Origin of the sequence: Xanthomonas euvesicatoria (genome assembly GCF_013112235.1) — a bacterium.
In the GTDB taxonomy this organism is placed as follows: domain Bacteria; phylum Pseudomonadota; class Gammaproteobacteria; order Xanthomonadales; family Xanthomonadaceae; genus Xanthomonas; species Xanthomonas euvesicatoria.
In genome coordinates this window covers 3,448,620-3,463,050 of the sequence record NZ_JABFFS010000001.1, presented here as the reverse complement: position 1 = coordinate 3,463,050, position 14,431 = coordinate 3,448,620, and the positions used below count along the sequence as shown (strand labels likewise).

Here is a 14,431-nt window from a genome sequence, read left to right as displayed (position 1 = left end):
CTGCGTGGACTCCTGCCGGCCGGTCGAGCTTAGTCAGCCGTTCTTTTCGCCGACTTGTGTGGTTTTGCCGAAGCGGCTGTGGCCCTCTTCGCAGCGATCTTCTTGGCCGCTCTTTTCGCGATGACACTGGGCGTCTTCTTGGCGGCCGCCTTGGGCACGGCCGCCTTTTTCGCTGTGCCCGGCTTGCGCACCTTCGCGGCCGACGTGGCATCCGCCGCTGCTTCGGCGGGCGCATCCGGTACACGCACACTGATCCAGGTGGGTGCATGGTCGCTGGCCTTTTCCAGCGCACGTACCCACTTGTCGACGCCGGCATCTTGAAGGTCGGGCGCCAGCGTGCGATTGAGCAGCAGATGATCGATGCGCAACCCACGGTCTCGCGCAAAGTGCTGACGAAAGTAATCCCAGAACGTATAGATCGGCGTGTGGCCATGGATGGCCAGCAGGCTGTCGGTCCAGCCCTGTGCCAGCAGGGTCTGGTAGGCCTCGCGGCTCTCCGGCTGCAGCAGGGCGTCCTTGCGCCAGCCCTTGGGGTCGTAGATATCCGCATCGGTCGGCACCACATTGAAGTCGCCGATCAGCGCCACCGGATGCGGCAGGTCCACCAGCGTTTTCGCATGCCGGATCAAGCGTTCGAACCATGCAAGCTTGTAGTCGAACTTCGGCCCGGGCTGCGGGTTGCCGTTGGGCAAATACAGGCAGGCCACCACCACGCCATGGATCGCCGCCTCCAGATAGCGGCTTTGCGTATCGCGTGGATCCCAGGGCAACCCGCGACGAATCTCCACTGGCTCGGTCCCCCGCGCGAGCAGCGCCACGCCATTCCAGGACTTTTCGCCCTGCCAGATCACACCGTACCCGGCATCGCGGATTGCCTGCTCCGGAAACGCAGCTTGCGTCGATTTCAATTCCTGCAGGCCCACGATGTCCGGCTGCTCGCGCTGCAGCCATTCCAGCAAGTGTGGCAGACGGCTGGCAATACCGTTGACGTTGAACGTCGCGATCTTACGTAAGGTACCTGACATGGGTGCAAATGGCCGCTTCCGTGGTGCAACAGCATGACCGCCGCTTGATTAAGCCGATGCTCAAGCGAGGTGAAGCTGCACTGCGTGCCCCGGCCCATGCTCACGCCTGGCACACCACCGGCGCTCTTAGCTTGAAGCACATTCATTGATGGGAATTGCCATGCGACATTCCGCACTGTTGATCGGCCTTGCGCTCTGCGCCAGTTGCTCGCGCAGCCCACCGTCGGTCACCCCGCCCGGCGCACCGGAAACGCCCAAAACCAATGTGCTGGAAGCCGGCGCGAAAGTGCTGCAGCCCAGCGGCCCGGTCGGCAAGCTGGACATCTATCTGGTCGGCTTCCATCCGATGAAGGATGCGCCAGATGAGCAAATGGAGGCGCATCACTATTGCCAGCAGGTCAATGAAGATCTTGCCCAATGCGCGCTCTACGACGGCAACACCGACCGTGCCAACCTCACCGGTATCGAGTACATCATCTCGGAGACGTTATTTGCGCAGTTGCCGGTACACGAGCGCAACTTCTGGCATCCGCATAACGGTGAAATTCTTTCCGGCCAGCTCTCTGCTCCCAACCTGCCGCAGGTCGCAGAGAAGGAACTGATGCGCAGCAAGATCAACAGCTACGGCAAGACTTGGCACACCTGGCATTCGCGCAAGGGCACCGCGCCCGGCGACACCTTGCCGCTGGGCGAGCCGATGCTGGCGTGGTCGTTCAATCGCGATGGTGAGTTGCAGCAACCGTTGATTGCGCAACGCGATCAGGCCGTTTCGGTGTCCACCGCAGAGCGCCGCGCCAACCGTCAAGAGCTTGTGCCGCTGGCAAAGCCGCAAGAAGGCGTGGATGCATTACGTGCCCATTTTCCCAACGCCCAACCCATACCCGGGGTGACCGACGCAAGGGGCAAGCATCCCTGAGCCCAGGAGACACCCTGCTGCACCAACGTGCAGCAGGGTCAGGCGTGGCGCGCGTACTTGGCAATGCGTTAGAGCCTGGAAAAACGCGCGATGCAGCTAGCGGTACGCACGTACCCTGCCCTGTTGCACACGCCAGATGCCAAGCGATTCCCGGCAGCGCCTGCAGCGCAACTCAGTGCGACCAAGGTTCTCCGACGCTAGGGCACAAACCCCGCACGCACGCACCCATCGTGTTTGTGCTTGAACATGTCGTAGCCCCGCACGGCGTCTTCCAGCGGCATCTTGTGGGTCAGCAAAAATCCGGATTTCAAACGTCCCGCCTGCGCCAGGTCCAGCAACCTGGGCACGTATCGCTGCCCATGTTGCTGCGCGGTTCGCACCGTCAGACCTTTGTTCATCACGGCACCCAGCGGAAACTTGTCCATCACTCCGTACACGCCCAAGACCGACAGGATGCCGCCCTTGCGGCAGGCGAGGATGGCTTCGCGCAACGCCTGGCCGCGATCGGTGTGCAGGTGCAAAGCCTGCTTGACCCGATCGTAGGTATGGCCGATCCCGGTGCCATGCGCCTCCATTCCGACCGCATCGATACAGGCATCCGGGCCACGCCCACCGGTCATTTCGCGCAGGACATCCACCACGCTGTCGACCGCCGAATAATCGATCACCTCCACACCTAACACATCGCGCGCCATTGCCAGACGCTCCGGCAAGCGGTCGATGCCGATCACGCGTTCTGCGCCCAAAATACGTGCACTTTGCTGGGCCATCAGCCCCACGCCACCACATCCCCACACCGCCACCGTGTCGCCGGGCTGGACATTGCAAAAGTCTGCACCCATGAAGCCAGTCGGCCCCGCGTCGGAGAGAAACAGCGCATCTTCATCGGAGACCCCATCGGGCACCTCGAAACACCCCACATCCGCATGCGGCACGCGGATGTAGGTTGCGTGCGAACCTGCGTAGCCGCCAAAGGCGTGCGTATAGCCGTAAATCCCGGCGGTCGCATGCCCAAGCAAGGGTTCCTGCATTTCCCAGTTGGGGTTGGTGTTGTCGCACAGCGAAAATTCCTTGCGCTCGCAATGCCAGCAACCGCCACAGGAAATAAATGACGGCACCACCACGCGCTGACCCACGCGCACATTCTTCACTGCGTTGCCCACCTCCACCACCGTACCCATGAACTCGTGGCCGATGACATCGCCCTCGCGCATGGTTGGCAGGTAGCCATCGATGAAATGCAGATCAGAGCCGCAGGTGGTGGTGAGCCCGACCTTCAGGATCACATCGCGGGGATTGACCAGCACCGGATCGGGCACGGTTTCCACGCGCAAATCGTTGATGCCATTCCAGCACAGTGCTCGCACAGAAAAGCCCTCCTCAAGAATGCGCGTGCGTCGACGCGCGCGCCGCTGGGGTATGCAACAAGGTCGGCACCTCGCCGGCCTCCAGCCATGCGCGCAATCGCCGTAGTCCCTTGCCGACCAGCACGTACGGCGCGGGATTCACCAGCTTGGTGAACACCTGCGCCAGCAGGCCTTCGACCGCATAGTGCAGGCTTAGCGTCGCTTCGCTGGCTTCGCGCCCACGTGCAGGGCGCACCTGCAATACGATAGCGAGCTGCAGCCCATGTTCGCCCTCGGCCTCGTAACGCACCGACTCGCCCAGCCGCGCATCTGCGCGGCGCAAGGTCACCTCCACATCCTGACGCAGCGGCGCGTGCAGCTTCCAGCGGGACGCATGGCCGTCGCCGGAGACCAGCTCGGCAGCACCTTCCAACACGCGTTGCTGCACATTCGCATCGCACCAGGCATCCAGTATCTGATGAGGTTCGGCACGGATGGTCATGCTGCGTACGATGTGCGTACCGTCATCGTCGGTACGTACCGGATCGGTCGGTAATGCAGCCATGGCTCAGCGGGCTCCGGCGTTCTTGTCGTCGGCCTGCAATGCCTTGGCGCTGCTCAGATGATCGGCGACGTGATGGCGCGTGGTCTGCAGGTGTTCGAGCACCGGCGATGTCTTTGCCTGCGGGATCAGCTTGCTGTCGAGCGCCGTTAATGCGTCGGTGTGGTCTTTCACCATCGCAGTGATATAGGCCGTTTCGAATGCATGACCGTCCAGCTTCTGCAGCTTGGCCAACTCCGCCTTGCCCTTCGTCATCTGCAGCTTTGCACCCGCGGCGGACGTGTCCGGTTGCCATTTGGCGATCTTCTGGTTGTTGTCGGTGTGTTCCTTGATCATGCGCGTGGCGTAGTCGCGTGCGCCGCCTTGCACCTGCTTCTGCAATGCCAGATTTGCCGCGTTGATTTCGCTGGTGTTGATGGCACTCAGCATACCGAGCGCCTCGCGCTCGTCCTCGCTGGGTGTCGCTGCACCCGCGGTTTGCTGCCCGGCGGGCATTGCAGACTGTGTCAGGTTTTGTGCTTGCGCAGATACGCTGGCGCCAACGCACAGGGCCAGGACAAGGATGATCGGGCGACGTGTGTTCATGGAAGTCTCCAGCTGGATGATGTAGCTCGATGCTGGGCTTGGCTGCGTGACTCGATCGTCGCGCTAGCGTCGAGAACTGGCGAAGGCTGCGTGCTGCAGCGCAACGCATCGTCACACTGTGTGAAGGTCACGCAGTCGGGGTTTTCCTCCAACTTTGAATTCGCTGACGACCATGCCGCTGCGCGGCAGCGCGGGATACCGCATCATCGGCTATCGAAAACCCTGTTTGGGAACGTAATCGCTCGCCGCCAGCGCCTGGCGCTGCAATCATCAAGGCAATGGTCGGCTTCCCCCGAGACATCGAGGATCGGCTCTACGTGCATTTTGTGCTGCAATCGTCCCACTGGCAGTGCTGTGGCGATGCACGCGCACCGCGAGCCGCTTTGTCCCGCAGCAAGGGCGTAATCACGGGCAAGCTGTCGCTGCAGCGCTTGTCGCTGCAACGTCGATTCACGGCATAGGGTCGAGCCTACCGCATCCCGTCAGCGTCCCGTGTCATGCGCCAGGATCCGCCGGCCCCAGCTGATTGGCGGCCAATATCTCGTCGATACGTTTGACGATCTGCGCTGCCTGCTCCTGCGATTGCGCCGCACCGGTGATCTTCTCGGAACGGGCCCGGAACACATCCCAAAAATCGTCCGGGTGCTGACTGCGCATCTCCGGCAACGCTTCGGCAAGCTGCTTCAATTGTGCATCGATGTCAGGTGTCATCACGGTCTCCTCTGCTGTGCTCACGCTACCGCTGCGCCGGTGAGCCCGATGCCAACGTGGTGCGCAGACCGCGTTATCCGCATCAACGTTATCCGCATCACAAACGGAAGCGAAAACCCAGGGTGTAAGTCCGCTCGGGCGATGCGATCTCGCGCGGGAAATCGCCATGCCGCTGACCGAAATAATTGTTGGTCGTGGTGCCGAGCAGATTGGTGGCCTCGGCAAACAAGGTCACATGCCTGTTGAGCTCGTAATTGAAGGCGGCATCCAGCCATTGCTCCCGCCCCTGATTGATTTGCTCGGGCTGATCGCCTGAGCTGTTGAAGCTCACCGCATAGTCGCCACGCCAGTTGTAGGCGACCCGCGCCGAGAACCGCGCGTATTCGTACATCAGGATCGCGTTATAGGAATTTTTGGAGACGTTGGTCAACGGCTGGCTGATCCCTTCCGGCGATTCGGCCTTCGCCGAGATATAGGTGTAGTTGAGCTGGCTGCCGAAGCCGGACCACCCACCCGGCAGAAAGTCGTAGAACTGCGTGTATCCCACCTCCACGCCCTTCAAGCTGCCCTCGCCGGTATTGCGCGGCCGGCTGATCGAATAGACGATGCCACCGATGGATTCATCGGCTGCGTAATTCTGGATATAGCCATCGATCTTGCGATGAAAGCCGGCAACCGACAGCAATGAGCCGGGACGGAAATACCATTCCAGCGACACATCGGCATTGCGCGATTCCACCGGACGCAGCTGCGGGTTGCCGCCATTGCCGCGCGCCGGCAACGATTCGGTGGACTGATACAAGGCCAGCTGCGGATTGAGATCGGCAAATTCCGGGCGCGTGATCGTGGTGCTGCCTGCCAGCCGCAGCATCAGGTTGTCATGCAAGGTGAGGTTGGCGCTGTAGTTGGGTAACACCTCGTCGATACGCAGATCGATGCTGACCGGGCTCAGCACGCCATCCACCGACTGGCTGCCCTGCAGTTGCGAATCCAATCGCGTCGCGCGCGCCCCCACACGCCCATCGACAGGAATGGACCCAAGCGAGAACCCGTAATTCACCTGCGCATAGATCGCATAGCTGTCTTCGCGATCGTCGAAGAACAAGGCAGGGTTTTCATCGGGCCGGCCCGGCGGCTGCCCCATCACGGTACGTAACCGGGTGCTTTGCTGCAGCAGGACGTCCTGGTTGGCCGATGCCCAGCGATCGCTGGTGAATGCACGCGCCCCGTCGAGCATGTTGCCGGGCGTTACCGATGCCAGGCCGGACACCTCGCTCAAGTAGATCGGTGCGCCGGTCAGATTGTTGCGCGCGCCGGTATCGCCGGAGTGATTGGTCGCCGTCCGCCGGCTTGCGCGCGCACCTACGTCCACCGATCGCAACGGGCCCAGCTCCAGGTCGAAGGTGGCATCGGCCCGCCATGCCCACTCTTCGCCTCTCTGCGTGTTCCAGCTGTCGTAGTACTGACTCAGTTCCCAATTTCCTGGCGCTGTGACGTCATAAGCGCTGCCATCGGCCTGGGTGATCCAGACATCTGCAGCGCCGCCTGACGAACGCATGTTCAATCGCGGCGCCTGCGTGGTCATGTCCAGGGTGAACGAGCGGTTCTCGGCAGTGCTATGGGTATAGGCGAGCTCGCTGCTCGCACGCATGCGCTCGCCGGTCCAACGCCAGCCCAGCGCAGCTTGGTAGGTATCGGATGCGTTCTTGTGCGCTTGCGTGCTGGAGAGCGTGCGCACCTCGCGCGCCACCAGGCCAGCCAGCACATCACTGCCCGGCCGCAGGCTGACCGCTTCGGTGTTCTCTGGCGTGGCCAGCCCTGGGAATGGCAACCAGTAATTCACTTGGGGCCGGTTGTCGTACCCGATGTACAGCGTGTCGAAATACACCTCGCTGTTCTCGCTTGGCGCCCATTGAAACGAAAAATTCGCCGATTTGCGCTTGCGATCGCCGCGCGCCATCAATCCGCCTGCGCTGTAAGGCACGTAAATCTGCTGGGCCGGATCGAGCGGGTTCGCCTTCCGGTCGTAAGTGCCGTACAACGTGTTGGATTCCTGATACGGGCGGCGTTGATAGGACACGCTTCCCATCCAGCCCATGCGGCCCAGCCCGGTGTCGCGGCGCTGGCTGAGGGTGAGGCTGCCATTGGGAACGGTCTTGCCTGATTGGTCGCCCCGCAAGGCGCTGATGCTGCCGGCAATGGTGCTGTCCTGATCGAAATCGAATGGCCGCCGCAGATGCACATCGACCACCCCGGCGATCCCACCTTCCTGAAATTGCGCGCCAGTGGTCTTATACACATCCACGCTGCGCAGCAATTCGGCCGGAACATCGGCCAACTCCATGTCGCGACCCACCGTTGTGAAGACGTTGCGCCCATCCAGGGTGGTGATGACGTTCGGCAAGCCGCGTACCAGCACGTGCCCCACTTCGCCACCGGCGCGCGCCACCTGCACGCCGGTCACGCGTTGCAGGGCCGCAGCCACGCTGTTGTCGGGCAGCTTTCCGATGTCTTCGGCGACGATGGAATCGCTGATTTCCGCATTCGATTGCTTGATCGCGATGGCGCTTTCCACGCTGCTGCGCACGCCTTTGACCTGCACCGCCTCCAACGTGGATGTGGCCGGCGCCGCGGGATCGGGGTTGGGCGCGGCCTGTTGCGCCGCCGCGTTGCAACTCAGGGCCAAACCGATGCACACACCCAGCGGCCGATACGTGATGGCACGCCGCGCGACAGACGCATGCTGCGACGGAACAAGCATGATGGCCTCCTGGGGCAGCAGTGCGATGACGCGCGGCTGGGCGCGCCCGCGCAAGTCAGGCAAACCGGGCCGGACGAGCCGCGAGGTGTTGAACAAGGCCGAATTACAGCGGTGCCGCTCGCAGTGCAGCGTGATCGCGTCCGCCATCGCGCCGCAATCATGACGCGCCTTTCATCAACGGCGAGGTGCGTGCGTGTCATGGGCAAGACTGCACATCGCAGCTGCTGCGTTTGCGCGACAATGGCCGCATGAGCAGCCACGACATCTCTCCCGCCGACGCCCGTGCCCGCGCCCTGCAAGGCGCCCTGCTGGTCGACATCCGGCAACTGCATGAGCGTGCCGGCGGCCAGGCCGAAGGCGCGTTGGCGATCGCACAGAACTCCCTGGAAACCGAGCCTGCAGCCCATCTGCCGGAGCAAACCCGCGCAATCGTGTTGATCTGCCAGAGCGGCAAACGCTCGGCACACACGGCCGCCATCTTGCGCGCGCACGGCTATGCGCACGTGGCGTCGGTGGCCGGTGGCACCAGCGCATGGGCCAGCGCCGGCCTGCCGTTGGTACGCCCGACGTTGCCGGCGGACGAGCAGGATTTTCTTGAGCGTTATTCACGCCATCTGCGTCTGTCCCAGGTCGGCCTGGAAGGTCAGCGGCGCCTGGCGCGCGCGCGGGTGTTGCTGATCGGCGCAGGCGGACTAGGCTCGCCGGCCGCGTTCTACCTCGCCGCAGCCGGTGTGGGGCATCTGCGCATTGCCGACGACGACGTGGTGGACCGCAGCAACCTGCAACGCCAGATTCTGCACACCGAAGACAGCGTCGGCACTGCAAAGGTCGACTCCGCCGCGCAGCGCATTGCCGCGCTCAACCCGCGCGTGGACATCGAGGCGGTGCAAACCCGCGTGACGGCCGACAATGTCGAAGCGCTGCTGCAGGATGTGGATGTGGTGGTGGATGGCGCAGATAATTTTCCTGCGCGGTATTTGCTCAACGATGCGTGCGTCAAATTCGGTAAACCACTGGTTTACGGCGCCGTGCAGCAGTTCGAAGGACAGGTCAGCGTGTTCGATGCCGGCCGCCACCGCGGTCATGCGCCTTGCTACCGCTGCCTGTTTCCCGAACCACCGCCGCCGGAATTTGCGCCCAGTTGTGCCGAGGCTGGTGTGCTCGGCGTACTGCCCGGAGTGATCGGACTCTTGCAAGCCACCGAAGCGATCAAGTTGCTGCTCGGCATTGGTGACGGCCTCACTGGCCGCCTGCTCAGTTTCGATGCATTGGCGATGCGCTTTCGCGACATCCGCTTGCCGCCGGACCCGCACTGCCCGGTGTGCGCGCCTGGCGCGGCATTTCGCGGCTATGCGGATTACGCGGCGTTCTGCGGCAGTGCGGTTGGTTGAGCGAGCCCACAGCGGCGTGTGGTGTCGGTCGCTGACTGATTGGCTTGCCACCGATGCAATGCGAGGTATATCGATACGTCAAGCACTTCGGCGACGTTTGCGTGGATGGCTGTCTTGCGCCCCACCTCACCACTCTCCCACCGGGAGAGCGGCTATCGAGCGATTGGCTCCCATTGTCGAGGCGTTCGCTTCCAGGCCACGCCCAAGACGCTTGAGCAGTTTGACGATCGCCCTACATGTTGAAACGCCGCGACACGCACGTCGCATGCGCTGCCCATGACGTAAACACTCCAACAGGGCGCGCATCATTCTGCCGGGCACCAACGATCGAGCAAACACTCACAACGCGTAAGGAATCACCCGCACGATCTCGCCAGCCTCAAAGCGCCGCGCCTGCTCGGGCAGCACGATCAATGCATTGCTGTCGGCCGCGCCACGCAGTAGATGCGAGGCATCGCCACGGTGCGGCAGCGCGGTCAGCCGCCCATCTTCGCCGCATTCCAATCGCCCACGCAGGAATTCCAGCCGTTCGTGGCGCTTGTCCCATGGGCTTGCCAACGCCGCATGCCAGACCGGGCGCGGCTCGCTGCGTCCCTGCAATCCATCCAGCAACGGGACGCCGTAGGCGATCAGCGTTGCCAGCACAGAGACCGGGTTGCCCGGCAAGCCTAGGACCAGGCAGCGGCCAATCTGCCCCAACACCGCCGGCATGCCCGGGCGCATCCGCACACGCCAGAAATGGATGCGCCCCAATTCGCCGATCAGACGCGGCAGATAATCCTTTTCGCCAGCAGAAACGCCGCCGCAGGTGATGACCACATCGAACGCTGCGGCCGCATCTTCCAGCATGGTGCGGATACGTAGCGGGTCGTCCGGCAAGGTCGGCCACGCGGTCGGCGCATAGCCCAGTGCACGCAGCTGCGCCATCAGCATGTCGCGGTTGCTGTTGTAGATCTGACCCGGGCCGAGCGGCATGCCCGGCTCGATCAGCTCATCGCCGGTGGCCAGCACCGCAATGGTCGGGCGCGGCGCGACCGCAAGCCGCGACACGCCCAGCGCAGCGGCCAGACCGATACGTGCAGGCGTCAGCACCTGCCCGGCCTGGATCACCAGGTCGCCGGCACGCACATCGCTGCCGGCCAGGCGCACGGCTGCGCCCGGTGCAGGCGCGGTCTTAAACTGCATCATGCCATCGCGTTCGTCGGCATCTTCCTTGGGAATCACGGTATCGGCGCCATCGGGCAGTGGCGCGCCCGTGGTGATACGCAGGCATTGCCCGGCGCCCAGTGTGCCGGCCCAGCGCTCGCCGGCAAACTGTTCGCCAACCAGCTGCAGCGACGCATCGCCGCCAGCAACATCGGCGTGCCGCAGCGCAAAGCCATCCATCGCGCTATTGGCAAACGGCGGCAGCGCCAGCGGTGCGATCAGGTCGCCGGCAGAGATCCGCCCATCGGCGCGCGAGGTGGCGATGTTTTCATCGGGCGAACGGTTGCTGGCCGCGACACTGCGCAGAATCTGCAGCGCCTGCGCGTACGGAATGCGGGAAGGATAATCGGTCATGCCGCGCAGGATACCAGCGCATCGCCAACGCGAAGGGTGGCCGCGCCACGCGTCGGCCAAAGGAGATGGGCTTTAACGACGCGCCGCGCTGCGAGCGACTTCGATTGCACCGGCACGCGCCGCCACCCGCGCCAAAGACCGAAAAGCTGCACGCGGCAGGAACTGCCTCACGTATCGATCGAGCGATCGGGAGGAGGCGCGGAACGTTTAGAACCCTGCCTGCACGCGGCGAACGCGCAGCCTGACCGATCTGCGCGCCTGCCGAACCGCCTGAACATCACAGCTCAGGCAGCCTGGGGCCCTTACTTCCCTTTGACATGCCGCATCAGGCGCCGCTTGCGGGCCACCTGGCGATCGGAGAGCGGATTCTTCTTGCCCTCGTACGGGTTGGCGCCCTCGCGAAAGATGAAACGCACCGGCGTACCAACCAGCTTGAAACGCTTGCGGAAGAAGTTTTCCAGATAGCGCTTGTACGACTCCGGCAACACCTTCAGGCGCGTGCCATGCACGATGAAGGTCGGCGGATTCGCACCGCCCGGGTGCACATACCGCAGCTTGGAGACATGCCCGCGAATGCTCGGCGGCGGGTTGGTCTCGTAAGCGATTTCCAGTGCCTGGTTCACTTCGCTGGTGCTGAATTCGTGCGTCGCCGAGGCGTGCGCACGATGGATGGCCTGGAACAGCTCGCGCATGCCCGAGCCGTGCAATGCAGAGATCCGCACCGCCTCTGCCCAATTGACGAAGCCCAGCTTGCGCGACAGCAGGTCTTCGGCCTGCGCACGCTGGTAATCGCTTTGCCCGTCCCACTTGTTGATCGCCACCACCAGCGCCCGGCCGGCATCCAGGATCGCGCCGAGAATCGTCGCATCCTGGTCGGTCACGCCTTCGGTAGCGTCCAGCATCAGCACCGCCACCTGGCATTGCTCGATCGCCTGCAGCGTCTTGAACGCGCTGAACTTCTCGACCGCCTCTTCCACCTTGCCGCGCCGGCGCAGGCCGGCGGTATCGATCAGGCGGTACTGACGGCCATCGCGCTCCAGGTCCACCGCGATCGAATCGCGCGTGGTGCCCGGCACTTCCGAGGCGATCATGCGTTCTTCGCCCAGCAGGCGATTGACCAGCGTCGATTTGCCGACATTCGGCCGGCCCACGAAGGCGATCCGCACGCGTGCCGGATCGTTGTCCAGCAGCTCGCCGGCACCTTCCTCGGGCAGCCGCGCACCCACCTCGTCAAGCAATTCGTCGATGCCCTGCCGATGCGCCGCAGACAACGCCACCACGTCGGAGAAGCCGTAGCGCGCGAATTCCGAGCGCACGGTTTCTTCGTCGGTGCCGTCGATCTTGTTGATCACCAGCACGGTCGGCCGCGCCAATTTGCGCAACCAGGCCAGAATCTCGTCATCGAGCGAGGACGCGCCTTCGCGGCCATCGACCACGAACAGCACCAGATCGGCTTCGCCGGCGGCGGCCCGTGCCTGGCGGGCCGTGGCTCCAGCAAGACCTTCCTCGTCGCCGGCGATACCACCGGTATCGACGACGATGAAGGGCTGCTGCTCGTCGAGACGGCAGACCCCGTAGTTACGGTCGCGGGTGACGCCAGGCTGGTCGTGGACCAGCGCGTCACGGGTGCGCGTCAGCGCATTGAAGATGGTGGACTTGCCGACATTGGGCCGTCCAACCAGGGCGACCAGGGGCAGCATCGCAAGGTCCTTATTGTGCCAACCGGAAGGCGGTGAGATCGCCGTCGGTGTTTTGTACCAGCAAAATGCCGTCGACCACCTGCGGCTGCGCCAGCAGCGTATCGCGTCCGGCACGTGCGCGCGCAGCCAGTGCGCCGTCGCTGAGTTTCAGCCAGTGCAGATAGCCCTTGTAGTCGCCGACCACGGCGTAATCGCCCTGGATGGCCACACCGGTCAGCGAACGGCGTGCCAACGCAGCCTGCGACCACATCGCCGCACCGCTGCTCTTGTCCAGCCCCCACACCGATCCAGCATTGTCGGACACCACCACGACGGCCGACGACACACCAACGCCACCGGCGCCGCCGTGATCGCGCGTCCACAGCGGACGGCCGCTCGGGCCTTCCAGTGCGAGGGTTTCATTCTTGAAGCTGGTCGCGTACAGCGTGGTGCCATCCAGCACCGGCGCACCATCCACATCGGACATGCGCTCCAGCTCGGTACGGCCTTCCGGCACGCCGATGGCCTGCTCCCACAACGGGCGACCGTCCTGCAGCGCCAGCGCACTCAAGGTGCCGCTGTCGTTACCGACGAACACCACGCCCGGGCCGGTCACGATCGGCGCATTGCCGCGGACGGACAAGGTCGGGCCTTCTTCGGCATGGAACCAGCGACGCTCGCCGGTTGCCGCATCAAACGCAGTCACGCGACCGTCGTTGCTACGCACCAGCACCAGGTTCTGTGCAATGGCCGGCGCAGCAATCACTTCGTTCGGCACCTTGGCCCGCCATTTTTCAGTGCCGTCGGCCTGGTTCAAGGCGATCACATCGCCGGACAGGCTACCGATCACCACCAGGCCCTCGCCCACACCGGGACCACCGGACAGGCGCTGCTTGAACTTGCGGTCGTTACGCTCTTCTTTCTTGGGCTTGTATTCCCAGACCCGCTTGCCGGTCTGCAGGTCGAGTGCCTCCACGCCACCGGTGATCGCCGCTGCATACACCTTGCCATCGGCCACGGCCGGGCGCTGACGGACACCGATATGCCCTTCACCCTTGCCCACACCGGCAGACCAGATCTTCTCGACCTTGACCGACGGCTCGAACTTCACCAGCTCGGCAGGTTCCTGCGCCTTCTTGGCAGCAGCGTCCTTCCCGGCGAACCAGCCCTTCACGGTGCTGCAGCCAGCCAGCGACAGACCCATCACGGCAATCAACGCAACGCGCTTATACATATCAACCTGCTTCATCAAATCTGCTCCGCCGGATCGGGCACCTTGCCGCCCACATCCATCAGCTTGGTTTCCAGCAACCGGCGCTGCGGCGAAGCCACATCCACCGTGGTCAGGGCGCGGGTGTACAGCGCACGCGCCTCATCCGGCTTGCCCTGCGCGACCAATGCATCGGCGCGAATCTCCAGGCTGGCGTGGTCCTGCGCGTCGGCCAGCAGCTTGATCGCTTCGTCGGGCTTGCCGCTTTCGGTCAGTACGCGCGCCAGGCGCTGCTGCACGATCTGCTTGAGCTCGCCTTCGGCGGGCACGTCGCGCAAGGTCTTGATCGCTTCGGCATTCTTGCCGGCATCGACCTGGGCCTTGGCCAGCCGCAGCGCCGCCAGCTCGGCATAAATACCGCCCTTGCCGTCGTCCAGTGCCACGATGTCCTTGGCGGCCTTGTCCAGGTCCTTGGCCTGAATCGACTTCACCACCGCCTCGTAGCGGCCATTGGCCTCGACCAATGCGGTATTGGTGCGCGTCTGCCACCACTGCCAGCCCAGGATCAGTGCCAGACCAAGCAGGACACCGCCCACCAGACCTGCGCCATTCTTTCTCAACCAGGAACGAACGCGTTCGCCTTGTTCGTGTTCGTCCAGCAGATCGTCGATCGCCATGCGTACTC

At 63.7% G+C, this 14,431-nt stretch carries 13 protein-coding genes; 3 read left to right on the top strand and 10 right to left on the bottom strand.

Going from position 1 to position 14,431, the window contains the following annotated elements; genetic code table 11:
- Positions 1-29: 29 nt before the first annotated feature.
- Positions 30-1,025, bottom strand: coding sequence for an exodeoxyribonuclease III (gene xth / locus HLH45_RS14925; RefSeq protein WP_008575375.1), 996 nt, complete (start codon positions 1,023-1,025; stop codon positions 30-32).
- A 145-nt stretch (positions 1,026-1,170) separates the two neighbouring features.
- Between xth and HLH45_RS14920 the strand changes: the two genes are divergently transcribed.
- Positions 1,171-1,941, top strand: coding sequence for an OBAP family protein (locus HLH45_RS14920; protein ID WP_033478959.1), 771 nt, complete (start codon positions 1,171-1,173; stop codon positions 1,939-1,941).
- A gap of 197 nt (positions 1,942-2,138) precedes the next feature.
- Here the strand turns inward: HLH45_RS14920 and HLH45_RS14915 are convergent, their stop codons facing one another.
- The 5 genes from HLH45_RS14915 to HLH45_RS14895 all read right to left on the bottom strand — a co-directional run bounded on the left by HLH45_RS14915 (position 2,139) and on the right by HLH45_RS14895 (position 7,906).
- The gene (locus tag HLH45_RS14915; protein WP_008575372.1) at positions 2,139-3,308 is read right to left on the bottom strand and encodes a zinc-dependent alcohol dehydrogenase; all 1,170 of its coding nucleotides are present in this window, start codon (positions 3,306-3,308) and stop codon (positions 2,139-2,141) included.
- A gap of 13 nt (positions 3,309-3,321) precedes the next feature.
- Complete coding sequence (locus tag HLH45_RS14910) at positions 3,322-3,852, bottom strand: SRPBCC family protein (protein WP_008575371.1); 531 nt, start codon at positions 3,850-3,852, stop codon at positions 3,322-3,324.
- A 3-nt stretch (positions 3,853-3,855) separates the two neighbouring features.
- Complete coding sequence (locus HLH45_RS14905; RefSeq protein WP_033478957.1) at positions 3,856-4,434, bottom strand: DUF4142 domain-containing protein; 579 nt, start codon at positions 4,432-4,434, stop codon at positions 3,856-3,858.
- 495 nt (positions 4,435-4,929) lie between these two features.
- On the bottom strand, positions 4,930-5,145 hold the full coding sequence (locus HLH45_RS14900) for a hypothetical protein (protein WP_008575367.1): 216 nt from the start codon (positions 5,143-5,145) through the stop codon (positions 4,930-4,932).
- A 97-nt stretch (positions 5,146-5,242) separates the two neighbouring features.
- Positions 5,243-7,906 carry a TonB-dependent receptor gene (locus HLH45_RS14895; protein ID WP_033478963.1) on the bottom strand — a complete coding sequence of 888 codons (2,664 nt, stop codon included), beginning with the start codon at positions 7,904-7,906 and terminating at the stop codon, positions 5,243-5,245.
- On the opposite strand from HLH45_RS14895, the gene HLH45_RS14890 reads away from it, so the two are divergent.
- Entirely contained in the window at positions 7,905-8,069 is a 165-nt protein-coding gene (locus HLH45_RS14890; RefSeq protein WP_154671618.1) for a hypothetical protein, read from the top strand. The genes HLH45_RS14895 and HLH45_RS14890 overlap by 2 nt on opposite strands.
- Positions 8,070-8,091: 22 nt before the next feature.
- Positions 8,092-9,297, top strand: coding sequence for a molybdopterin-synthase adenylyltransferase MoeB (gene moeB, locus HLH45_RS14885; RefSeq protein ID WP_008575364.1), 1,206 nt, complete (start codon positions 8,092-8,094; stop codon positions 9,295-9,297).
- Between the two features lie 339 nt (positions 9,298-9,636).
- On the opposite strand, the gene HLH45_RS14880 is transcribed toward moeB, so the two are convergent.
- From HLH45_RS14880 to HLH45_RS14865, 4 genes are all read right to left on the bottom strand, one after another.
- Positions 9,637-10,857 carry a molybdopterin molybdotransferase MoeA gene (locus tag HLH45_RS14880; RefSeq protein ID WP_008575363.1) on the bottom strand — a complete coding sequence of 407 codons (1,221 nt, stop codon included), beginning with the start codon at positions 10,855-10,857 and terminating at the stop codon, positions 9,637-9,639.
- 302 nt (positions 10,858-11,159) lie between these two features.
- Positions 11,160-12,557 (bottom strand): ribosome biogenesis GTPase Der, encoded by a 1,398-nt coding sequence (gene der, locus HLH45_RS14875; RefSeq protein ID WP_003482878.1) that lies wholly within the window; start codon positions 12,555-12,557, stop codon positions 11,160-11,162.
- A gap of 10 nt (positions 12,558-12,567) precedes the next feature.
- On the bottom strand, positions 12,568-13,785 hold the full coding sequence (gene bamB, locus HLH45_RS14870) for an outer membrane protein assembly factor BamB (RefSeq protein ID WP_008575359.1): 1,218 nt from the start codon (positions 13,783-13,785) through the stop codon (positions 12,568-12,570).
- Positions 13,785-14,423: a YfgM family protein gene (locus tag HLH45_RS14865; protein ID WP_008575358.1), complete on the bottom strand. Its 639-nt coding sequence runs from the start codon at positions 14,421-14,423 to the stop codon at positions 13,785-13,787. The genes bamB and HLH45_RS14865 overlap by 1 nt, the downstream gene beginning before the upstream one ends.
- Between the last annotated feature and the right edge of the window lie 8 nt (positions 14,424-14,431).

Coding starts and splice junctions, on each gene's coding strand:
- xth (WP_008575375.1), bottom strand. CDS start 1,025: ATGTCAGGTACCTTACGTAAGATCGCGACGTTCAACGTCAACGGTATT.
- HLH45_RS14910 (WP_008575371.1), bottom strand. CDS start 3,852: ATGGCTGCATTACCGACCGATCCGGTACGTACCGACGATGACGGTACG.
- HLH45_RS14905 (WP_033478957.1), bottom strand. CDS start 4,434: ATGAACACACGTCGCCCGATCATCCTTGTCCTGGCCCTGTGCGTTGGC.
- HLH45_RS14900 (WP_008575367.1), bottom strand. CDS start 5,145: ATGACACCTGACATCGATGCACAATTGAAGCAGCTTGCCGAAGCGTTG.
- HLH45_RS14890 (WP_154671618.1), top strand. CDS start 7,905: ATGATGGCCTCCTGGGGCAGCAGTGCGATGACGCGCGGCTGGGCGCGC.
- HLH45_RS14895 (WP_033478963.1), bottom strand. CDS start 7,906: ATGCTTGTTCCGTCGCAGCATGCGTCTGTCGCGCGGCGTGCCATCACG.
- HLH45_RS14880 (WP_008575363.1), bottom strand. CDS start 10,857: ATGACCGATTATCCTTCCCGCATTCCGTACGCGCAGGCGCTGCAGATT.
- der (WP_003482878.1), bottom strand. CDS start 12,557: ATGCTGCCCCTGGTCGCCCTGGTTGGACGGCCCAATGTCGGCAAGTCC.
- bamB (WP_008575359.1), bottom strand. CDS start 13,785: ATGAAGCAGGTTGATATGTATAAGCGCGTTGCGTTGATTGCCGTGATG.
- HLH45_RS14865 (WP_008575358.1), bottom strand. CDS start 14,423: ATGGCGATCGACGATCTGCTGGACGAACACGAACAAGGCGAACGCGTT.